This is a genomic window from Parasphingorhabdus pacifica, from assembly GCF_054779195.1.
This window is the reverse complement of record NZ_BAAGYS010000014.1, coordinates 341,763-360,340: the sequence shown is the minus strand read 5'-3', so window position 1 is coordinate 360,340 and position 18,578 is coordinate 341,763. Positions and strand designations below refer to the sequence as shown.

Annotated in this window: 19 protein-coding genes, 1 pseudogene and 1 riboswitch; of the genes and pseudogenes, 12 read left to right on the top strand and 8 right to left on the bottom strand. The window is 68.2% G+C overall.

Annotated elements, in window-relative coordinates; translation table 11 throughout:
* Positions 1 to 60: 60 nt before the first annotated feature.
* Positions 61 to 267: a hypothetical protein gene (locus ACYVAN_RS21855; RefSeq protein WP_460962548.1), complete on the bottom strand. Its 207-nt coding sequence runs from the start codon at positions 265 to 267 to the stop codon at positions 61 to 63.
* 500 nt (positions 268 to 767) lie between these two features.
* On the opposite strand from ACYVAN_RS21855, the gene ACYVAN_RS21850 reads away from it, so the two are divergent.
* Positions 768 to 1,166 carry a hypothetical protein gene (locus ACYVAN_RS21850; RefSeq protein WP_460962546.1) on the top strand — a complete coding sequence of 133 codons (399 nt, stop codon included), beginning with the start codon at positions 768 to 770 and terminating at the stop codon, positions 1,164 to 1,166.
* Positions 1,167 to 1,231: 65 nt separating this feature from the next.
* On the opposite strand, the gene ACYVAN_RS21845 is transcribed toward ACYVAN_RS21850, so the two are convergent.
* Positions 1,232 to 1,972 (bottom strand): hypothetical protein, encoded by a 741-nt coding sequence (locus ACYVAN_RS21845; RefSeq protein WP_460962544.1) that lies wholly within the window; start codon positions 1,970 to 1,972, stop codon positions 1,232 to 1,234.
* Between the two features lie 131 nt (positions 1,973 to 2,103).
* The gene (locus ACYVAN_RS21840) at positions 2,104 to 2,388 is read right to left on the bottom strand and encodes a hypothetical protein (RefSeq protein WP_460962542.1); all 285 of its coding nucleotides are present in this window, start codon (positions 2,386 to 2,388) and stop codon (positions 2,104 to 2,106) included.
* 351 nt (positions 2,389 to 2,739) lie between these two features.
* Positions 2,740 to 2,838: riboswitch (TPP riboswitch) on the top strand.
* On the opposite strand from ACYVAN_RS21840, the gene thiM reads away from it, so the two are divergent.
* The 5 genes from thiM to ACYVAN_RS21815 all read left to right on the top strand — a co-directional run bounded on the left by thiM (position 2,832) and on the right by ACYVAN_RS21815 (position 6,570).
* On the top strand, positions 2,832 to 3,647 hold the full coding sequence (thiM, locus tag ACYVAN_RS21835; RefSeq protein WP_460962540.1) for a hydroxyethylthiazole kinase: 816 nt from the start codon (positions 2,832 to 2,834) through the stop codon (positions 3,645 to 3,647). It overlaps the preceding riboswitch by 7 nt.
* Positions 3,644 to 4,273, top strand: a complete 630-nt coding sequence (gene thiE, locus ACYVAN_RS21830) for a thiamine phosphate synthase (RefSeq protein WP_460962538.1) — start codon at positions 3,644 to 3,646, stop codon at positions 4,271 to 4,273. The genes thiM and thiE overlap by 4 nt, the downstream gene beginning before the upstream one ends.
* Positions 4,270 to 5,067 (top strand): bifunctional hydroxymethylpyrimidine kinase/phosphomethylpyrimidine kinase, encoded by a 798-nt coding sequence (gene thiD, locus ACYVAN_RS21825; RefSeq protein ID WP_460962536.1) that lies wholly within the window; start codon positions 4,270 to 4,272, stop codon positions 5,065 to 5,067. The genes thiE and thiD overlap by 4 nt, the downstream gene beginning before the upstream one ends.
* Before the next feature lie 39 nt (positions 5,068 to 5,106).
* On the top strand, positions 5,107 to 5,817 hold the full coding sequence (tenA, locus tag ACYVAN_RS21820) for a thiaminase II (protein ID WP_460962534.1): 711 nt from the start codon (positions 5,107 to 5,109) through the stop codon (positions 5,815 to 5,817).
* Positions 5,818 to 6,117: 300 nt separating this feature from the next.
* Entirely contained in the window at positions 6,118 to 6,570 is a 453-nt protein-coding gene (locus tag ACYVAN_RS21815; protein WP_460962532.1) for a hypothetical protein, read from the top strand.
* 30 nt (positions 6,571 to 6,600) lie between these two features.
* Here the strand turns inward: ACYVAN_RS21815 and ACYVAN_RS21810 are convergent, their stop codons facing one another.
* The 3 genes from ACYVAN_RS21810 to ACYVAN_RS21800 all read right to left on the bottom strand — a co-directional run bounded on the left by ACYVAN_RS21810 (position 6,601) and on the right by ACYVAN_RS21800 (position 9,601).
* Positions 6,601 to 7,734: a polysaccharide pyruvyl transferase family protein gene (locus ACYVAN_RS21810; RefSeq protein WP_460962530.1), complete on the bottom strand. Its 1,134-nt coding sequence runs from the start codon at positions 7,732 to 7,734 to the stop codon at positions 6,601 to 6,603.
* A gap of 535 nt (positions 7,735 to 8,269) precedes the next feature.
* The gene (locus ACYVAN_RS21805; RefSeq protein WP_460962528.1) at positions 8,270 to 8,632 is read right to left on the bottom strand and encodes a hypothetical protein; all 363 of its coding nucleotides are present in this window, start codon (positions 8,630 to 8,632) and stop codon (positions 8,270 to 8,272) included.
* Positions 8,633 to 8,647: 15 nt separating this feature from the next.
* Complete coding sequence (locus tag ACYVAN_RS21800; protein WP_460962526.1) at positions 8,648 to 9,601, bottom strand: hypothetical protein; 954 nt, start codon at positions 9,599 to 9,601, stop codon at positions 8,648 to 8,650.
* 350 nt (positions 9,602 to 9,951) lie between these two features.
* Between ACYVAN_RS21800 and ACYVAN_RS21795 the strand changes: the two genes are divergently transcribed.
* The 5 genes from ACYVAN_RS21795 (at position 9,952) to ACYVAN_RS21775 (ending at position 15,881) form a co-directional block, all read left to right on the top strand.
* Positions 9,952 to 11,295 (top strand): GNAT family N-acetyltransferase, encoded by a 1,344-nt coding sequence (locus ACYVAN_RS21795; protein ID WP_460962524.1) that lies wholly within the window; start codon positions 9,952 to 9,954, stop codon positions 11,293 to 11,295.
* A gap of 27 nt (positions 11,296 to 11,322) precedes the next feature.
* Positions 11,323 to 13,080: an AMP-binding protein gene (locus ACYVAN_RS21790; RefSeq protein WP_460962522.1), complete on the top strand. Its 1,758-nt coding sequence runs from the start codon at positions 11,323 to 11,325 to the stop codon at positions 13,078 to 13,080.
* Positions 13,081 to 13,151: 71 nt separating this feature from the next.
* Positions 13,152 to 14,363, top strand: coding sequence for an LLM class flavin-dependent oxidoreductase (locus ACYVAN_RS21785; protein WP_460962520.1), 1,212 nt, complete (start codon positions 13,152 to 13,154; stop codon positions 14,361 to 14,363).
* A 190-nt stretch (positions 14,364 to 14,553) separates the two neighbouring features.
* Positions 14,554 to 14,928: a DUF3817 domain-containing protein gene (locus tag ACYVAN_RS21780; protein WP_460962518.1), complete on the top strand. Its 375-nt coding sequence runs from the start codon at positions 14,554 to 14,556 to the stop codon at positions 14,926 to 14,928.
* Complete coding sequence (locus ACYVAN_RS21775) at positions 14,925 to 15,881, top strand: heme o synthase (protein WP_460962516.1); 957 nt, start codon at positions 14,925 to 14,927, stop codon at positions 15,879 to 15,881. Before ACYVAN_RS21780 ends, ACYVAN_RS21775 begins: the two co-directional genes overlap by 4 nt.
* A gap of 240 nt (positions 15,882 to 16,121) precedes the next feature.
* Here ACYVAN_RS21775 and ACYVAN_RS21770 read toward each other — a convergent pair whose 3' ends face one another.
* On the bottom strand, positions 16,122 to 17,483 hold the full coding sequence (locus ACYVAN_RS21770; RefSeq protein ID WP_460962514.1) for an MFS transporter: 1,362 nt from the start codon (positions 17,481 to 17,483) through the stop codon (positions 16,122 to 16,124).
* Between the two features lie 220 nt (positions 17,484 to 17,703).
* Positions 17,704 to 18,063 (bottom strand): FAD-dependent monooxygenase, encoded by a 360-nt coding sequence (locus tag ACYVAN_RS21765; RefSeq protein WP_460962512.1) that lies wholly within the window; start codon positions 18,061 to 18,063, stop codon positions 17,704 to 17,706.
* Between the two features lie 102 nt (positions 18,064 to 18,165).
* Between ACYVAN_RS21765 and ACYVAN_RS21760 the strand changes: the two are divergent.
* A pseudogene (locus ACYVAN_RS21760) lies at positions 18,166 to 18,465 on the top strand (cytochrome P450); the annotation flags it as partial.
* Between the last annotated feature and the right edge of the window lie 113 nt (positions 18,466 to 18,578).

The window sequence follows — 18,578 nt, the reverse complement described above, 5'->3', positions numbered from 1 at the left end:
CACCCCTCCAATTACTACTGACGAGTAGATAATGCCTTGCCTGCGGCGATGTCGAAAGCCTCAGTTGGGGTCGGCTTCGTCGGCCGAGGTCGTTGCCGCCGCGCGCACCGCCGCGCGCAGCAGGTCCGCCTCGGACGGCCCCAGTACGGCGGCGTCGCCCGGTGGGGCCGTGACGACGATGTTGCCCCGGTCGACCGAGATCGACATGTCCCGGCGCTGTCCGGTGACGTCCCGGCAGCTGACGATTCGCTTTCCGTTGGTCTCCACGTCGGACCTCCTTGTAGACGATGCGTCCATCGGAGATGCGGGAGCCGGGCTCGTGACGAAGGTTCCCGGATCGGTCCGCACCGGCGGCGTTCCGGACCCGCGGTGCCGAGCCGGCTGCCATGCCTGCCGCTGGCGACGGGTATACCGCACTGGAGCGATCGCCGCACCGGATCGACCTTCGTCCGAACTGCCGCAAAGGGTCGGGTGAAGGTGATCGGAGCGGTCCGCGACGCACCGTTCGGTAACGGCTGCGTTACCTGTGCGATGCGTCTTGTTGACCTCGCGGTGGATGCTGCATAGACTGCGTTCGTCTGGGCCAACCCCCGATGGCCGCAGATGACGTGACTTCGGCGCCGTGGACGACGTTCCACGGCGCCGAAGTATTTTCGCCGGATCGACCGGCCGCGGACCGATCGGCGGCGGCCCAACGGGAGCAACGGCCCAGCCGGGAGTCACGGGAGCGCTACCACCCCGAGATCACCCGCTGTCAGACTGGGGCGGTGAGCGGTTTCGATGCCAGGATCTGGCGCGCGTTGAACCGGATCCTGCTGGTGCTGGCGATCGGAGTTCTCGGGCTTCTGTTGGGACTCGGGCCGAATCCGGAGCGGGGTGACTCAGTGTTCGGCCTGATCATCGTGTTGATCGTGACCTTGCCGGTGATCGTGCCCTTCTGGCGGCAGAGTCCGCGGGAAAGGCGGGTGTGGAAGCAATGGCCACGGCGACGGCCGCTGGTCACCGCGACGGCCGCGGTGCTGGGCTGCGTCGCCCTGCTGGTCCTGTGGTGGACGATCGCCAACGTGCTTTCGCCCGGCACGTTGTCCCCGCTGTCGCTCGCACTGGTGGGCGTGGCTCTCGCGGCCGCCTTGGCCCTCGTGGGCAACCTGGTGCGGCGGGTATGAACTCCTGACCGCTCCGCACCCCCGGCCCGGGGGCGACCCGGACCGGGGTGCGTGCGGTGTTCGGCTCAGACCGGGCGAACGACCAGGCCCTGCTGTTCGGCGGCGACCACGAGCGACCCCTCGAACTCGGCGATCGGGAGCTCGTCCCGGACGATCCGGTGCGGAACATCGGAGGTCTCGACTCGGACCTGTTCGGCGGTGAACGTCTGCTCGGCGAAATCGGGCCCCGAGAGGTGGACTCGCAGCTTCCCGTCGGTGACCTCGAGGGTCACGTTCCCGCCTGGAACCGCGAGCGGTTCGCCGTCGCTGGTGATCGTGATGCTGCCCGCCGTGGGGTCTTCCGGGCGCACGGCCACGTGCGAGAGCGCGATGTCGCGCTTGTCGTTCTCACCGGTCAACGTGATGACATCTCGCCGCGAAACCTCGGTCGCGCCGTCCTCGTCCCCGCTCGGGAGCAGAACGGGTGCGCGGAGCGAAGCCGCCAGCCGGAACGGCTGCCAGGAGTCCGAACCGATGAGGTTGACGAGCGCGGCGATCTCGGTGCCGTCGAGCAACCGCGAACTCCCCGGCGCCGGAGTCACCTCGATGGCCGCGACACCACGATCGTTGAGCAGGTCGCGCAGTGCCTTGGCGCGCTGCCTGCTGTGGCGATCGAAGCCACGGGTGATGGCGATGCTGCCGGAAGTCGAGGCGGCCTGCGCCGCGGCCTCGGTGAGACCGGCGAGTGGAGCCCAGATCTTCGCCGGATCCGGCTGGTTGGAACGCCGGGAACGTACGAAGTGGGGAGCGTCGGTCGTGGTGTCCATTGACCCAAGCCTAATCTGCGGCTCGGGCTCGACTCATCGGGTCTTCCGACCCTGCGTGTGTGATTTTCCTTGCGTTTGAACGAGAGAACGGAACATCGCAACGGTGACCTGCGGTGCCGGGTGCGGCGCGATCAGCTGTCCCACATGCTCACGACCAGATCCGTGCTGCGTTGTTGCTCATCGGCGACCTGGACCTCGCAGTCGGCGCACCGCTCGGTGATCCGGCGGCTGTTCGGCTCCTTCGAGGCGGGCCAGGTTCCGTACGGGAGCTTGACCGGGGAATCGCAGAGTGCTTGCACGACATCACCGGCCGGGCGGGCGCCCGGGCGCACGGTGATCGCATGTCGGAGTCGCTGGCCGGCGGGAACGATCCACCAGACCTGCTCGTGGTTGTGGAACACTCGTCTTACCCCCATGTTCCTCGTGTTCGGCCTCGATCGTGGCCGCTGATCACGTCGATTGGTCCGCGTCGTCACGCTTCGCTGCACGGACGTTGCACAGCGCTCCCAGAGTTGCACGATTAGGGCTTCGGTGATCGTGCCCGGTCGCCGATCAGCCGCACCGTCGCCCGTTCGTTCGCTGCGGATTGCGCCGGATGCGCGTTGCGAACGACTCGATCGGACTACCCGTACGTGCTCTGATCATGTCGATCAGATCGTCCATCACCATGATCACCTGTATGGGCCGTTCCCTGATCGTGACATCCGCCACGACCGTGGGGAACAGGCCGACGTCCTGTGCTTGACCGAACTTGCTAGGTTGACATCAGAAGTGACGCGGGGTGCCCGGCGATCGGCCGGGCTGAGAGCAGACCCGTCGAACCTGAACTAGTTCGAGCTAGCGGAGGGACGTCACCACCGTGACTACGCAATGGACGAATGCTGCCGCCGATCTCCGGAGCCTGGAGACCGCGGGGCCGCTCGCGCACTGCCTGACGAACGTGGTTGCCGCCGGTTTCACGGCCAACGTGCTGCTCTCGCTGGGAGCTTCCCCGGTAATGGTCGAGAACGTCGAGGAAGCCGCCGAGGTCGCCGGGGCGGCTGATGGCGTGCTCGCCAACCTGGGCACCCTCTCGCCGGAACGAGACGCTGCGCTGCGCGCGGCCGCTTCGGGTGCGCGAGTCGCCTCGACGCCGTGGGTGCTCGATCCGGTGGGGTCCGGATTGTCGGCTTACCGCACCAAGCTCGCCGCCGACCTGCTGGTCGAGCAGCCCGCCGTGGTTCGGGGCAATGCTTCGGAGGTGCTCAGCCTCGTCGGGGCAGACGGGGCCGCGGGCAAGGGAGTGGATTCGCTCGCCGACTCGGCCGAGGCGGTGGACGCGGCGCGCACGTTCGCCGCCTCGCGCGGGTTCGTCGTGGCGGTCAGCGGGCCGACCGATTACATCACCGATGGTCAGCAGGTCGTGGAGGTCAGCGGTGGCGATCCGCTGATGGCCAGGGTGACCGGGAGCGGCTGTGCGTTGGGGGCGACGATGGCGGCGATGCTGCCCGTGGTGGATTCGCCACTGCGGGCCGCCGTCTCGGCCTCGCGGGCGTTCGCCGAGGCGGGGGAGCGGGCGGCCCGCGCGTGCGAGGGACCGGGAAGCTTCGCGGTCGGGTTCCTCGACGCGCTGCACGGGCTGGGAACGCAGCGCGAGCCGGGAACGCAGCGCGGGCCGGAGGAGGAGCGCCGTTGAAGATCGACCTCAGCTTGTACCTGGTCACCGATACCGCGCTGTGCGCGCAACGTGGTGTGCCGGAGACGGTGCGCGCCGCCGTCGCCGGCGGGGTTACCGCCGTGCAGGTCCGCGACCCGCACGCGACGGCGAGGGAACTCTGCGCGGTGACGGCGGGACTGCGCGAAATGCTCGCCGGAACCGGGGTGGCCCTGCTGGTCGACGACCGGCTCGACGTGGCGCTGGCGTCCGGTGCCGACGGAGTCCACTTGGGACAGTCCGATCTTCCGGTCGAGCGGGCCAGGGAGATCGCCGGCCCCGACGCGATCATCGGCTGGTCCGTCTCGGATGCCTCGGAGCTGGCCACGACAGGCCTGTTGCCGCGCGGAACCATCGATTACCTCGGTATCGGGCCGGTCTTCGCGACCCCGACCAAGCCGGATGCGGCGGTGGCCACCGGTATCGACGGGCTCCGGCGACTGGTGGTGGACGCCGACCTGCCCGCGGTGGCGGTCGGTGGAATCCACGCGGACAACGCGGCCGGAGTTCTCGGCACGGGCGTCGATGGTCTGTGCGTGGTGTCGGAGATCTGCGCGGCCCCGGACCCGGAGTTCGCGGCCCGACGCATGAGAGAGGTGCGACCGTGATTCCCAACGTGCTGAGCATTGCCGGTACCGACCCGAGCGGTGGTGCGGGCGTGCAAGCCGACCTCAAGGCCTTTTCGGCGCACGGTGCCTATGGAATGACGGTGCTGACCGCGCTGGTCGCCCAAACCACGACAGGCGTCGCGAAGGTCCAGGAGATCCCCCCGGACTTCGTTACGGACCAGCTGGTCACGCTGCTCGACGACGTGCGCGTCGACGCCGTGAAGATCGGGATGCTGGCCAACGCCGAGGTGATCCGGGCGGTCGTGGACGTGCTCGACCGCTACCTGCCGCCGTTCGTGGTGCTCGACCCGGTCATGGTCGCCAAGAGCGGTGATCGGCTGCTGGCCACCGACGCCGTGAAAGCCTTGCGGGACGATCTGGTGCCCCGCGTCCACCTGATCACCCCGAACCTTCCGGAAGCGGCGGATCTGCTGGGGGAGCGGGAGATCAGCGAGGTCGGCGACATGGATGGGCAGGCGGCGCGGCTGGCCGATCTCGGCGCCGAATACGTGCTGCTCAAGGGCGGGCACCTGTCCGGGGAGGTCAGCGCGGACCTGTTCCACGGTGGCCCGCGGCCCGAGCACTTGCGGGCTGAGCGGGTCCCGACCACGAACGACCACGGAACGGGTTGCACGCTGTCGGCGAGCATCGCAGCCCTGCGTCCGCAGCGTCCGGACTGGTCCACCGCCGTGCGGGACGCCAAGCAGTACCTCACCGATGCGCTGCGTGCCTCCGAACGGCTCGACGTCGGTCGTGGGCACGGGCCGGTACATCACTTCCACAACTGGTGGTGAAGCCGGCCGACCACCGACCTCACCTCGGAGGTGAACTCGATGAGCACGCTGCCCACACCGACACCCGACGGGTTCTGCGCGCGGGCCTGGAAACGCACCGCCGACCTGCGGGAGGCGATCGTCGAGCACCCGTTCAACACCGGGCTCGCCGACGGCACGCTGGACCGGGAGCGGTTCGCCTTCTACATCGTGCAGGACGCCCGCTACCTCGTCGGGTTCGCGAAGGCGCTTTCCGCGGCGGCCACGCGTGCCGAACTGCCCGAGGACGCGGCGTTCCTCGCGGGCAGCGCGCAGGCCGCGCTCGTCGAGGAGCGCAGCCTCCACGCGGGCTACGTCGAGGAGTTCGGGCTCACGGAGTCGGAGCTCTCGGGAATCGAGACCTCTCCGTCCTGCTCCGGGTACACGTCGTTCTTGTTGGCGAGCGCACTCACGGATCCGTACCCTGTGCAGGTGGCGGGGCTACTGCCGTGCTTCTGGGTGTACCAGCACGTGGGCAGCGTGATCCTGGAACGGACCGGGGGAGTGGTCGAACATCCCTACCGACGGTGGATCGAGACGTATTCCGATGAGGAGTTCGCCCAGGCTGTGATGGGGGCCCGGGAGTTGACCGACCGGCTCGCCCGGGACGCGGACAGCTCCGTCCGGGAACGGATGCTGGAAGTGTTCACCCGGTCAACGGAATACGAGTGGATGTTCTGGAACAGCGCGTGGATCAGGGAGCAGTGGCCGACTGCTCAATGGCTGCGCTGAGCCGGTTCGGGCGGCGCTGGTTTGGGTGGCGCCGGTTCGGGGGATGCTGGTCCGGGGGACCGAAGATCCGTTCGTCGGTCGGCGGAGATCGAGCGTGGCCGGAGGTCGAGAGGTCGGCCCCGGTGGGCTCGTATGAGCGGTTCGTGCTCTGACGGACCGGAAAACAAGATCACTCGTCCAGGTGACGGGGGCGTCGCGTGTTCGGATAACGAAGGCGGCCATCACGACGATGACCAAACAGCACGTTCGTCCGGACGCGTTCAGTCGAGTTTTCCCATCGCAAGCAAGGTTCTGGTGCAGTTGACTTCAATGTTGATCGTTCTCGTGGGGTTGCTCGTCCCGGTGCTGGCAGCAGCCCCGTTTTACGTGCTCGACAGCCGCGCCGAACAGCGAGCCGATGAGGCAGCCGCCCAGCGCCGAGCGCATGAGGTGGGCGCGTCCGGGCCCGCTGAGCTCGGCGCGGACCGAACGGCTTCGGACGAGGTGTCCGGCGAGGTGGCGCACGACGACGACCGTCGCGACGCGTTGGTGGCGAACGAACCGATCGATCAGGCTCACGAGGACACCGTCCCCGCGTTGCCGTTCCCGACGCAGCCCACGGCCGAGTCGATCGAGCAAGAGGTTCCGACCACGACTGCCATCCAGTACCCGTCGGCCGAGCACCCGTCGGCCTCGGGCGAGGCGGTAATGGACGAACCGCGGGTGGAGCACGCGGATCAGGCACCTGAGGGAGTCGAAACCAGCGCGGCGTAGTGCTGCCGCGCCGGTTTCGAGCCGGCCCGGTCAGCTACCGTAGATCGAGACGGCCAGCTTGACCTTCTCCTCGTGCAGCTTCTGCAGCCGCTTGCGCTCGAACCCGCCTCCGCTCGGCGTCTCGGGCATCCGCAGTCCTTCGCTGAGATCCCACCCGGAGCCCCGTTCGATCAGCGCACGGTGCTTGTTCGTGTAGTAGTTGGAGTTGATCGACACCGCGACACCGGAGGCGCCGGCCGCGGCCGCCATGAGGTGCACGTGGAAGCGGGAGGACAACCACCATTGGCCTTCGACGGCGGGTAGCCCACGTTCGAGGATCTCCGAGAGCGGGTAGAATCTCGCGCCCGGCAGATCGTGCTCGACCAGCGCGAAGACCTCCCGGTCCACCCGGGGGATGCATTCGACCACGCCGACCTGTTCGGGGTGGATGTTCCACGAGCGCAGCGTGTCGAGCAGGAACCCGGCCAGTGCGGGCACGCTCACGTCGAGCATGTCCGACTGCAGGCAAATCATGACGTCGCGGACGTCGTCGGTGCGGTACAGGTCCTGGCTGATGCCGAAGAACATGTCGTCGCCGGTGGTACTGACCTCGCTGGCCGGGCGGAGGAGTTCGGCCGAGGGTTCATCGCGCACATCGACGATTTCGAACTGTGCGACCAGGTTCCGCAACAGCGGTTGAGTCTCGGCGGAGACCGGGCACAGTCCCTGCCCGGTCATGACTGCTCGGCCCCCGGATCGACGTGCGGCGGCTACGGCGGCCGCCAGCAATCCGACGTGGCGGGGCCAGATGTCGTTGACGAATCCACCGCCGATCACGTGCACGAGGTCCACGGTGCCCGCGAGCTCGATGCCCGCGAGCCAGCGCGGTGCCATGCCCGGGTTGTTGATCGCGTGTTGCACGAACGACGCGACCTCCCACGGTTCGTCGGAGGGCGCCTCCCAGCACAGCCGCCAGAACGTGTCGGTGAACCGAACGTTCGGATGCAGGTGTCCGATCAGCACCTCGCTGGGGCCCGGATTCGGGCAATCCACCCAGACCTCGGCGTCCGGAGCGACTCGTGCCAGGTGCTTGAGCCAGGTGCACGCGATCAGCTCGTCACCGTAGTTCGGGTTTCCGGTCGTGGCGACCAGGTACAGCTTGGCGGGCGAATCGTTGCTGGTCACAAATGCTCCTGCCGGATCGAGGGGGCGTTCGTGCGGATGCGCGTCCGGCCCGCGCCGGGCAGCGGTGTCCGGACTCCTCGGGTTCATCGAAGCAGAAGCACCGCGCGGGGGTGATGGGCGGGCTGCCGCGGTCCGCTGCGTCGTGTCGGTCCTTCTCGCCGGGCACGTCACGATCGTCCGGTTCACCCGGCGTCGGGCCGCTCGTCGTGCGCACCCGCGCGGAACTCGTCTCCAGGCCGGAGCGCGTCGAACTCGGAGCGCGACCGATCCACTTCGGACTGTTCACGAAGGGTGTGAGGCGCGCTGGCCGAGGCCGCCGTCGTATTGCTACGCGACAGAATCGCGCGCAGACCCACCGGAGGCGAGGTTCCCAACGCTCAACGACGTGATCCTCGAGGGCTGTCGAGCGGGTGTGCGGTGGGCAGCGTGCCTGAGCGGTGGGTACGGCCGAACGAGAACTGGTCAGCCTCCCGACGAAGCGAGGCTGACCAGGGCGGCGAGGATGCCGGTGGAGCTGGGTTCGATGCCGGTGGAGCTACGTTTTCGGCACTGCCGAGCGCAGTCGCTCGGTCCGCCTGCGGAGGCGGGCGAACTTGCCTGCGTAGCGGCGTTCGAACAGATTCGAAGGCAGGCCGGGCAGGCCGGCGGCCGCCGCGATGGGCAGCTCGGGCTCGGTGGGGGGTTCGTCGTCGGTTTCGCGGGTCCGCCCCGGCGCTTCCGGTTCGGCGGCCGCACCGGCCGGAACGGCACTCGTACCGTGCGCGGGTGCTGTTCCGGCCGACTTGCCCAGTGCGTGCTTGGCCCGTCGTCGAGTTGATGGTCGGCGGAGCAGCGTGGAGACGAATATCAGGACCGTCAGGGCGAGAGCCGTGACGATGATGAGCAGAACCGGGTTCACGCCAAATCCTCCTGATCAGGTCCGTTGCACGGTGTCGTGGTCCTCGGCTGCTCGCGGAGCACCGTTCGGATCGAGCGCGTCCAGTGGGAACGTGAACGTCTGCACGTTCTCCCGCTGCTGTGGAATGGATTCCTCCCGCAGCTGCTCCGGCACCTGGTGGTGCTGTGCTTCGGTGGAAATGAGCGGATCGCCCGCCTCTTCCACCTGGTCGTGCAACCCGGCGGAAGACGTCTCCAGCGATTCCCGCACCTGCTCCATCGCGGAGACCACGGCCATGCGCAGAGTCGTCACGTTCTCCTGCTGGGACCGGATCTCGGCGAACGCCTCACGCCTGCGCCGTTCGGTGTCGGTGCGCAGTTCCGCGCATTGCTCGCGGGTTTGCGCGAGCATCTGGTCGGTTTCCTGCTGGGCGATGTCCATTGCCCGCTTGTAGGCGTCGCGGATCGAATGGCGCAGGCGCTGATCGCGTTCCCGCAGATCCTTCAGGGCTTGCGCGTGCTCTCGGCGGACTTCGTCGTTCCGGGCCTCCACGCGTTCCAGCAGCTGGGCGCAGTCGGCGCGGATCTCCTCGGCGGCACGCTCGGCCTCGGACAGGAGCTCTCCGGCCTCGGTTTCGGCGCTGCCGCGGATGGTCTCCGCCTGTCGCTTCGCGGTGTCCCGCAGCGACTGCACTTCTTCTTCCGCGATGGCCAGCATGTTCTGGACCCGCTGGGAGGCCGCCGGGAGTCCGGTGTCGGACGACTCGATGCTCCGGAGGCGCTCTTCTGCTTCGGCGAGGTCGTGCCGGGTGTCCTCGCACAACTTGCGAAGGTCGGCGTTGAGTTGGGCAGCTTCGTTTCGATCGATGGTGACGAGCTTGAGCTGGTTTTCCAGCTGCTCGACGTGGTCCATGACCTGACCGCGGTTGAATCCTCTGACCTGGATGTCGAATCCTGGCCGGAGCGGAACGACGGTATCGGCGTCTTCCATGGGGATACTCCTCTCCGGGCGGCGAGGCTCGCGATTCGAAGAGTAAGCGGGTTGTCACCGGCTCGCCGGGTGGACGATGTTCGTGGCCACCTGATCAGGTAGTGATCGTTTTTCCTGCTGGCCGGACGGGTGATCGATTCGCGGTGGGTGGGAGGCGACCCGCCACCACGCGATGCGAACCCGTTCCACCACGCGGTTCCACAATGGATTGACCGCGTTGCGCGGTCGAGCGTTTTCGCAGTTGGCCAAGCGCCCGAACGGCAGTCCGTCAGGTGTGTTTCGAAGCACTCTCGTCGTGTGATTCGCACCCGGTTAGGGTCGGCTTACCCGAGGTGGATGGAGCGAATCGAGTGACGAGGGAAGCGGACCTGGCCGAGCAGGCACACCTGCGTTCAGCGGTGTTGCTTCGGAGGTGGCTGGCCGAAACGCACACCCCGGTCAGAACGGGGGCGTTGCGGTTGCAGGTGGGGCCGTTGCGCCTGCGCACCGAGGTCACTTACCACTCACCGACCGGTGCGCACGGTTTCGGCGTGATCCACGTCCTCGACTCCACGGACAGCCCCATGGCGCTCGCCGATCCGGGCGTGATCGCCGCCGCGATCTCGCAGGATGCGCGGGCGCGAGCTGAGGCCGACGCGCCGATCAATTCGGCTACTGCCGATTCGCTGCTGGACTGGGTCTTGCGGTCGTTGCCGACCGGGGAAGTCGACCCACTCGGTTGGGAAGCCGACATCCGCGCGATGGCCGAGGCCGTGACCGGACCGGAAGAGGCCGAGCGCTGGCTGGTTTCGCATGTGGAGGGCTCGCTGCTTCCTGCGCTGAACACCCTCGAAGCTTCACCCGAGAAGGCGACCGCGGATCTATTGACCCGCCGGGGACTGGCCGCCATCGGCGTGCTCGGGCGGCGCGGTGTGGTCAACGAGGCCGACGCGCTGCGAGTGCTTTCCCGCAGGCTCCACGCGCTGGCCGAGACCCATCCGCACACCGAACCGCGCGTGCGGCACTGGCTGTCCAGCTCGACGTTGACCGATCTGGCGGTGCTCAACGGTTCGAACCTCCGCTACCGGTCGGTCTCCGGCGAAGTGCGGCCGCAACCGGTGCACTACGAGTTCGCCAACCCGCTGCGCGATGCCGCCGAGCCCGACGTTCCCGGTGTGCCGCTGCCGCGTCTCGGCGACGGCTGGTCGCTTCGGCCGGTCCGGATCGAGGACGCCGACGACGGCGGGTCCGACGTCCGGCTCGTCCACCACTGGATGAACGAGGAACACGTCGCGGCCAACTGGAAGCAGGACTGGTCGCTGGAGCAGTGGCGCAAGGCGCTGATGCACCAGCTGGACGGGAATCACTCCGTGCCCTGCGTGATCAGCGCTGGGGGCAGACAGATCGGCTACCTCGAGGTGTACCGGGTGGTGCGGGACACGCTCGCCGGTTGCTATCCGCACCACCCGCGCGATCTCGGCGTGCACATCGCCATCGGCGAGCAGGGTGCGATCGGGCGTGGAATGGGCTCGTCCTTGCTGCGGACCGTGGCGCGGGGACTGCTCGACGCGGACCCGGAGTGTCGTCGCGTCGTGGCCGAACCGAATGTCCACAATGGTGCTTCCATCGGTGCGTTCGCCAAGGCGGGTTTCGTCCGGGAGCGCGAGGTCGGCCTGCCGGACAAGAACTCCGCGCTCATGGTGTTCGCCCGCTGAGCCGTCTCGGCAGGTGAACGGAGAACGATGTCCGACGTGTCGTTGTCGCGGTCCGTCGCGCGGGCGGACACCCGGTCCGCCCGACCGCTCGATCCGCCGAACGGATCGCGATCGAGCAGCGCAGCCGGAAACCCGGTGGGCGAGAAGTCGGCCCGCCCCACAGCCGTGCTCGGTGACGCCGGGCGGACGGACGTGACGCTGCCGCAGCTGTTCGAGGAACAGGTCGAGCGCACCCCGGATGCCGTCGCGGTCACCTGCGCCGACCGACAGTTGACCTATGCCGAGCTCAACGGGCGGGCGAACCGGCTCGCGCACCACCTCATCGACCACGGCATCGGTCCCGAGCAGGTGGTCGCACTGGCCCTGCCCCGTTCGCCGCGACTGGTCGAGGCGCTGCTGGCCGTGTTGAAGGCGGGCGCCGCGTACCTGCCGCTCGGTCCGCGGCGTTCGCCCGGCCCGTCCACGAGCGCGCTCCGCGATGCCGAGCCGTCGATCCTGATCAGTGCCACCGGGCACCGGCCCGAAATCGACCCCGGGATCACCGAGGTCTGCCTCGACGATCCCGACACGGTCGAAGCGATCTCGGTGCATTCCCCACGGGATCCGAGGGGAGGCGAGCGCGGACCACTCGACGTCGACCACGCCGCCTGCGTCCTCTACCGGTCCGGACCGTTGGAGGAGCCGGAGGGGGTCGTGATCGCACAGCACAACGCGGTGCGCCTGCTACGGGCGACCACGTCCTGGCTGTCGGCGGGAAGCGAGGACGTGTGGACCCTTCTCCATTCGTACGACGTCGACCTCTCGGCGTGGGAGTTGTGGGGCGCGCTGTTGACCGGAGGGCGCCTGGTCATCGTGCCGCACGCGGTCGCACGTTCGCCCCGGGAACTTCTCGGTCTGCTCGCCGGCGAGCAGGTGACCGTCCTCAACCAGGCGCCGTCGGAGTTCTCCCGGGTTGTCCGGGCAGATCGGCAGAACCCGGGTTTGTCCCGGCAGCTGGCGCTGCGGCGGATCGTGCTCGCGGGCGAGACTTTCGAACCCTCCGAGTCGGCCGACTGGTGCGTCCGGCATCCGGACTCGGCCGTGCTTCGGGCCTACGGCGCCACCGAGACCACGGTGCACGCCTCGTTCGTGGCACCCGACCACGGCGAGACCAGCTGGCGGGCGGCGGATCCGGTCGGGCCGGGCTCATCCGATCGGCGGGTGCAGGTGCTCGACGGGTTCCTGCAGCCGGTGAGGCCCGGTGGTGTCGGCGAACTCTACGTGGCGGGTGAGGGGCTCGCGCGCGGTTACCTGGGGCGTCGCGGGCGCACCGCCGAACGGTTCGTCGCCGACCCGTTCGTGCCGGGCGGGCGGATGTACCGCTCCGGTGACCTGGCGTGCCTTCGAACGGACGGTTCGGTGGAGATCGTTCGTCGAGCCCGGTACCGGGATGCGGTGCACGCCCCCCGGGACGGGACCGGTTCGGACGGGTTCGCGGTGTTGCCCCCGCGGAGGTGGCAGTCCCGCGCCGATCAGCAGGCCGTGGCCGGACGCGAGGACGCGACGCGTCGGTGGTCCACCTGGCCGAATCCAGCCCTGAGCCCGTTCGAGGTCCCGGATGCGAGCTACTGCGCGTTGATCAACGCGGAGGACCAGTACTCGCTGTGGCCCGCGGCGATCGAAGTGCCTGCGGGCTGGACGATCACCTGTGGGCCAACGGGTCGGCGATCATGCCTGGAGCACATCGAGAACAACTGGACCGACCTCCGCCCGGTGCGCGACATGCGGGTGTGGTCGGCTCGCTAGCGCGTGTCGTGTGATCCGTTCGGCGCGGGGGACAGGAACAACCGGGCGAACAGGCGGGTTGGAAGTGGACGATGAGTACTGCTGCCAATCCGGACCGCTCCAATCCGGACCGCTCCAATCCGGACCGCTCCAATCCGGGCCGTCCCAATCCGGGCCGTCCCCATCCCGACTCCGCGGGCCGGGTCGCCTCGGGTCGGGTCCCCGGTGACGGGCGCGCGGGTCCGGAAGTCGACCCGATCCGCGGCGTCGCGCGCGGCGAATCGCCCGTCCCGCTGTCGGTGCTGGATCTCGCACCGGTGGGAGCCGACATCTCTCCGTCGGACGCGCTGAATACCACCACCGAGTTGGCCCGCGCCACCGAGCGCTGGGGCTACCACCGGTTCTGGGTGGCCGAGCACCATGGCATGCCGGGCATCGCCAGCTCCGCGCCCTCGGTGCTGCTCGCACACCTGGCCGCCGCCACCCGGACCCTCCAGCTCGGGTCGGGTGGGGTCATGCTGCCCAACCACGCGCCGCTGGTGGTCGCCGAACAGTTCGGCACGTTGGAAGCGCTGCATCCGGGGCGGATCGATCTCGGCATCGGCCGTGCGCCGGGCACCGACCAGTCCACGGCGCGGGCGCTGCGGCGCACCACCGGACCGTTGTCGGCCGACGACTTCCCCCAGCAGCTCGGCGAGTTGATCGGATTCCTCAACGACGAGTTCCCGATCGATCACGCCTACGCGGACGTGCACTCGGTGCCGAACGGATCCAGCCCTTCCGTCTGGTTGCTGGGGTCCAGCGGTTTCAGCGCGCAGGTCGCGGGTGCGCTCGGGCTCCCGTTCGCGTTCGCGCACCACTTCAGTTCGCAGAACACCCTGCCCGCGCTCGATCTCTATCGGCAGTCCTTCGAGCCGTCGAGCGTGCTCGACGAGCCGTACTCGATGATCGGGGTCCAGGCCATCGCCGCCGACACCGACGAGGAGGCACTCGAACTCGCCAGGCCCATCGCGTTGAGCATGCTGCGGCTCCGCAGGGGCAATCCCGGGCGGATGCCCAGCCCGAAGGAGGCCGCCGAGTACCCGTACGACGAGTTGGAGAGCAGCTTCGTCCAGAATTGGCTCGACGACGCGGTGCACGGCTCGCCCGGGACGGTGCGCGCAGGCCTGGACGAGCTCCGGGAGCGCACCGGGGTGAGCGAGCTGATGGTCACGGCGAACGTGTACGACCGGCAGGCGAAACTGCGTTCGTTCGAATTGATCGCGGAGGCGTACCGGATGTCGGAGGGGCGAGCCACCGGATGACGGCCTGTCCGAGGGGGCGCGTGCGGACCGGTCTCGTTCGCTCGGCGGGCTCGACCGGCAGGCGCCGGCACGCTGCGTCGAAACGTGTCCGACGCCACTATGCGAGCAGGTCAAACGGAGAGGTGACGAGCGCGTGGCGTACGGTCTTACGACCACCGAGTTCGGCACGAGGCGGAATTGAGGGATTGTCGTGAAGCCTGGTGTTCTGACCTTCTACCGGATCATGGCTTACGTGACGGCGGTGCTGCTGATCCTGCTGTGCTTGGCGATGCCCCTCAAGTACTTCTGGCCGGACGGGTCGTCCACGCAGCAGTTCGGCGACTCGTGGGTGACGATGATCGGCATCGGTCACGGGTACCTCTACATCGTGTATCTGTTCATCGCGTTGATCGCGACCGTGCAACTGCGGATACCTGTGCTGAACATGCTCTTGGTGCTGCTGGCCGGAACGATCCCGTTCGGCGCGTTCTTCGCCGAACGGAAGATGACGCGCTGGACCGAACTGCGCAACCGTGGTCTGTCGCTCGACGGTGAGCCCGCAGCCACGACGGGGTCGAGCTCATGACGGCCGACACCGAGCTTGCGGGGGAGCGGATGACCGGGGGAGCGGATGACCGGGCCAAGTCGCCCGGTCGGCGCCGCGGGGTGCTCGCGGCGTACTTCGCGCTGACCAAACCCAGGGTCATCGAGCTGCTCCTGGTGACGACGATCCCCGCGATGTTCCTCGCCGAACGTGGCATTCCGTCCCTCTGGCTGGTCGCGGTCACGCTGGTCGGTGGCGCCATGTCCGCCGGTAGTGCGAACGCGCTCAACTGCGTGGCGGACTCGGACATCGACGCGGTGATGCATCGGACCAAGTCCCGGCCGCTGGTCAGCTACGAAGTTCCACGCCGCCACGCGCTGGTCTTCGGCATCGTGCTCGGCGTCGCGTCGTTCTCGGTGCTGGCGCTCGGTGCGAATCTGCTCGCGGCTCTGCTGTCGCTGGCCGCGATCCTGTTCTACGTGTTCGTCTACACGCTGGTGCTCAAGCGCCGGACCTCGCAGAACATCGTGTGGGGCGGTGCCGCCGGCTGCATGCCGGTGGTGATCGGCTGGGCGGCCGTCGCGGGCAAGGTGGAGTGGCCCGCGCTGGTCATGTTCGCCGTCGTCTTCCTCTGGACCCCGCCGCACTTCTGGTCGCTGGCGATGAAGTACAAGGAAGACTACGCCCGCGCCGGGGTGCCGATGTTGCCCGTGGTGGCCACCGAGCGGCAGGTGTCGGCGCGGATCCTGGTCTACAGCTGGGCCACCGTGGCGTGCACGTTGCTGCTGGTTCCCGCGACCAGCTGGGTGTACGTGGCCTGTGCGGTGCTGGCTGGTGCGGCGTTCCTGATCGTGGCCCAGCGCCTGCACGCCGGGGTGCGGCGCGGACGTGTGGTGAACCCGATGACGTTGTTCCACCTGTCGAACTCGTACCTGGCGCTGCTGTTCGTGGCGATCGCGGTCGATGCCGCGATCGGTCTCCCCGTCTTGGGCTGACTCCGCTGGCGGGTCGGCAGCGGCCTGTCAGGATGTCCCCGTGCTGGACTAGCCGCTGCCGGGCCGACTCCCTGTGCGGGACTGGCCGCCTGTAGTGGGGCCAACATCCTGCTGGGTCGGCCACCCGAGCCGGGTCGAATTCCGAGCCGAAGGCCCGAACGGGTGCGCGGCTTCACCCGCGAGCGACCGCACACCCGTCCGCCGAACCGCCCGAGGCGATACCTCGGGCGGTCGGAGAGCTCAGGACGGGTCGGCCTGGTTCACGGCGGGCTGCCCTGGTTCATCGCGGGCCCGGTTCACCGCGGGCAGCGGAGCCTCTCCGTCGAGCCGGTTGCGGTGGGTTTCGGCCAGCAGGTAGGAGCAGCCGAACGAGATCAGGCACAGCACGATCACGTATGCGGCGATCGACATCGACGATCCCGTCGCCGCGTACAGCGAGGTGCAGATCATGGGCGCGATGCCGCCGCCGAGGATGGCCGCGAGCTGATAGCTGATGGACGCCCCGCTGTAGCGCAACCGCGTGCTGAACAGCTCCGAGAAGTAGGCCGACTGCGGTCCGTACACGGCGGTGCGGCACATCTGCACGACGAGCCCGCCCATCATGAACAGCACGAGTGAGCCGGTGTCGACCAGCAGGAAGTACGGAATGGCGAACGCTGCCAGCCCGAGCATCCCGGTCATCGACATCGTGCGCCTGCCGATGCGGTCGGACAGCAGCCCGAACGCGATCATCAGCGGGATGTCCACGAAGCTCAGGAACGCGTTCGCGTTGAGGATCGTCGTGCGCTCGTAGTCGAGCGACTGCGTGGTGTAGGCGACGATCCACGTGGTGCCGACGTAGAAGGTGGCGTTGGTGGCCAGGAACGATCCGGCCGCCAGCAGCACGGTCCTCGGGTGCTTGGTCAGCACTTCGACGATCGGCAGCTGTTTGGACTGCTGCGGTTCCTGCTTGCGCGCCGCTTCTTCGAACACGGGACTTTCGCTGATCTTGAGTCGGATCAGGAATCCGAGGCCGATCAGCAAGGCGCTGCACAGGAACGGGACTCGCCAACCCCAGGTCATGAACTGCTCGTTGGTGACGTTGCTCGAAATGACCGAGAAGGTGAGGTTGCCCAGCAGCAGTCCGGCGGGGACGCCGACCTGCGGCCAGCTGCCGTAGTAGCCGCGCTTGTTGTCCGGTGCGTGTTCGACGGCCATCAGCGCCGCGCCGCCCCATTCGCCGCCGACACCGAGGCCTTGGGCGAAGCGCATGAGCGTGAGCAGGATCGGCGCCCAGACTCCGATGGTCTCGTAGGTGGGCAGGAATCCCATGCCGAGCGTGGCGACTCCCATCAGCATCAGCGAGGCGATGAGCATGGGTTTTCGGCCGAGCCGGTCGCCGAAGTGCGCGAACAGGATGCCGCCGACGGGGCGGGCGATGAAGCCGACGGCGAAGGTGGCGAAGGCGGCCACGGTCCCGACGAGGGGGTCGAATTCGGGGAAGAAGAGCTGGTTGAACACCAGCGCTGCCGCGGTCCCGTAGATGAAGAAGTCGTACCACTCGATCGTCGTGCCGATGAGGCTGGCGAACGCCACTTTTCGTGCGCTCTTGGTGGTTGCCATGTTCGAGGCACCCTTCGGGCAGAGGCTGTGTGCCAGATAACTAACGCTGTCAGTTTTGCGGCACGCTAGCGTCTCCGGCGTCGACTGAAAAGAGCAGTCACCGAGTGTGTTCGCGATGGGGGGTGGCCTGCGCGCTTCGAGAAACGTCGCGCTCGCGGTCCGCGCACGAAAGGCCCACCGCGGATCTCGTCCGGGTGGGTCTAGGTGTGCGTGTTCTCGATCAGAGGCCGTAGAGCCAGTCGATGTGCTGGTAGTCGTGGATGTCCCGGTTGGTCAACAGCTCGTTGCGCATCGACCTGCCGATGCCGTCGACGTGCCAGAGATCGCCCCAGGAACGTGCCGTGCGTTGCACTTCGGTGGTCCAGTCGACCTCGCCGCCGCTGGTGTGCTGGCCCGCCTCGGTGGCGAGGACCTGCGCGTCCTCGATCGCCTGGTTGGCGCCCTGCGCGAGGTACTGCAGCATGGGGTGCGCCGCGTCGCCGAGCACGCCGAACCTGCCGTCGACCCAGTTCGGGATCGGTTCGCGGTCGAACATCTGCCAGTGTCGGTCGCGCCAGAGCGAGGTCAGCGAGGTGCGCACGTGCTCGCAGCACTGCTCGAAGGCGGCGTCGAGCTCTTCGGGGCCGCCCCACCCGCTTTCGCCCCGGTCGAACTTGGGGCTGCGGAACACGGCGACCTGGTCATGAAGGAGTGCCTGCGGCTGGTATCGCCGGTGCCCACCATCGTGCGCAAGACGGTGCGGGACACCGACGTGCTCGGACACCACCTGCCCGCCGACACGATGGTCGCGATCACTCCGCACTTCAGCCACCACATGCACGAGTACTGGCCGGAACCGGAGAAGTTCGACCCGGAGCGCTTCGCCGAACACCGCCGCGAGGACAAGGTCCACCGATTCGCCTGGGAACCGTTCGGCGGTGGAGTGCACAAGTGCCTCAGCATGCACTTCTCCGGTGCCGAGATCAAGACCGTGCTGCACCACCTGCTGCAGCGCTTCGAGTGGTCGGTCGATCCCGACTACCGGGCGCCGATGAGCTTCACCTCACTACCGTTCCCGAAGGACGGCCAACCGGTCGATCTACGCCACCACGGCAC